Consider the following 1945-nt stretch of genomic DNA (forward strand, 5'->3'; position numbering starts at 1 on the left):
AAACAATCGTTTTCGCATCCGGTTTAAAGTTACCTAATTTATGAGAGAGAAAATCATCCTCTTTAAGAGTGAAGCCAAGCTGCTCTTCGGACCACCCCAGCAAGGTTAACAATTGGTCGTAAGGGAGGACATGCCAATTAGCTCGTATAATCGTAATGTAACCTCGTTCTAACCATTCCTTAGTCACTTCCGCATGGGGTGGTAATCCCATACCTTCCGCTAATGCGATGACGTTCTCTACAGATGTTTGCAATACATCTGCCAATCTGGCATCATCAACCATCCCCCAATTTTTCCAAACGAAAAGCTGTTGTCTGGTGGGGAAATGGGGATATTCGACCGGTTCATTCTTGACATCTAGTAAGTTCCACTTCATGGCTGCACATCTCCTATGTTCCATTGTTGGATACGAGTAAGATCAAATTCGTGGTTCTGGATCAATTTAAGTCTGGCAAATCGATTAATTCGGTAGTGTTGAAAAGGTGCCATCGTTATTCCGATTGCCAGTTCCGTAAGATGTCGATGCTTCTTCGCTGAAAATACCAATACTAGTTCCACCTTGAAAACAATCGTTGCCAGTAATAAGGTTATCCGTACATCCCGAGCTGATTCTAAGGCCGTATTGTGCCTGATTGGTTTGGGATCTGATCGTATTTCCTTGAATATTATTGTGGTTCGTTCCAGACGTCATCATGATATTGGCGTAACTCCCTACGGATGAGCCATTATTCATACAACTATTTCCTGAAATCGATGAATCAGAAGTATTGGATAAGTAAATACCATACTGACCGTTTCCCAAACATTGATTATTCTGAATATGAAGCTTGGAAGCCTTCGTAGTACGTATTCCGGAGTTACGATTCTCGTTGCATGTATTGGTACTGATGCTAACCCGTTCACCTTGGGTTAAAGTATTCATATTGATACCGGTTTCATTAAGGTTGCATACATTTCCCGTCACTACCGCATTCCTGCCGGAGTCGATCATAATACCGTACTGTTTATTATCGTAACAGTTATTGGAACTGACAACGATATCATGGGCGTGATTGATATAAATGCCATGATACATTTTGCTTCCGGTGCAAACGTTGCTCGTGACCGTTCCGTATGATTCTACTGCAATTCCACCCACCAGCGTGACGTCAATGCTAATGCCGCCGTTTCCATTATTCCGGCATACATTACCATGAACCGTAAAATACTTGCAGTATCGCGATACGACAATTCCATATGCCAACTTGGTTCCATCCACATTATCCGAGCATAAGTTTCCAGAAATTGTCCCCGTATGAGATATATCGACAGTTATGCCATGACCAATATTTTCATTGCAAATATTGCGCTGTATCGTGTATTCCGAACAAAAAAGCAGGAGGACACCAGAAACCATACACCGGGTAATACGGCTATCTTGCAGAGTCATTCGTTGTGAATGTGTGGCGAGAATTCCGAATCTGCAGGATTCAATAGCTGCACGTTCTATTACTGTATCTATAGTCTTATAGACACTTTGCACCAGATGCACTACCGGATTTGCATCAGCTTTCCCGACGATATGAATTCCGCTTTGATGTGAATTTTTTATCGTTACGTCACAAATTCTAATGTTCTTGACATCCTTTATGTTGGCCAAGATTTTGATCGCTTCTTGCTCGTTGATATTTCCCAGATTGGTTGTATTCTCTTTATTCATGTCCACAGTCAAACCACGAATGGTAACTTGCGAAGCGTTATTGATAAATAGCCCAGTCGAAATGCATTCGTTAGTCGCTTTTAAAACAGCATTCTCTCCTTCAAGACAAACATATTCCCGAACGGTTATGACTCCGGAGAACAAATAGGTTCCGGGGGAGAAATAAACAATGGTTTGCAACAATGAAGCTGCATTAATTGCCGCTTGAATAGCGTTCTTATCATCTGACTGGGCATTCCCTTGAGC

Annotated in this window: 2 protein-coding genes; both read right to left on the reverse strand. The window is 41.9% G+C overall.

Annotation, left to right across the window (positions count from 1 at the left end):
* A partial coding sequence (locus tag AC1DWB_RS34295; RefSeq protein WP_477545549.1) for a hypothetical protein occupies positions 1-376 on the reverse strand: 376 nt, incomplete at its 3' end.
* Positions 377-460: 84 nt separating this feature from the next.
* Positions 461-1945 (reverse strand): right-handed parallel beta-helix repeat-containing protein (locus AC1DWB_RS34300; RefSeq protein ID WP_477545550.1); only part of this gene is annotated, 1485 nt, incomplete at its 5' end.

The sequence above is a fragment of the Paenibacillus sp. P4_E11 genome, assembly GCF_056401635.1.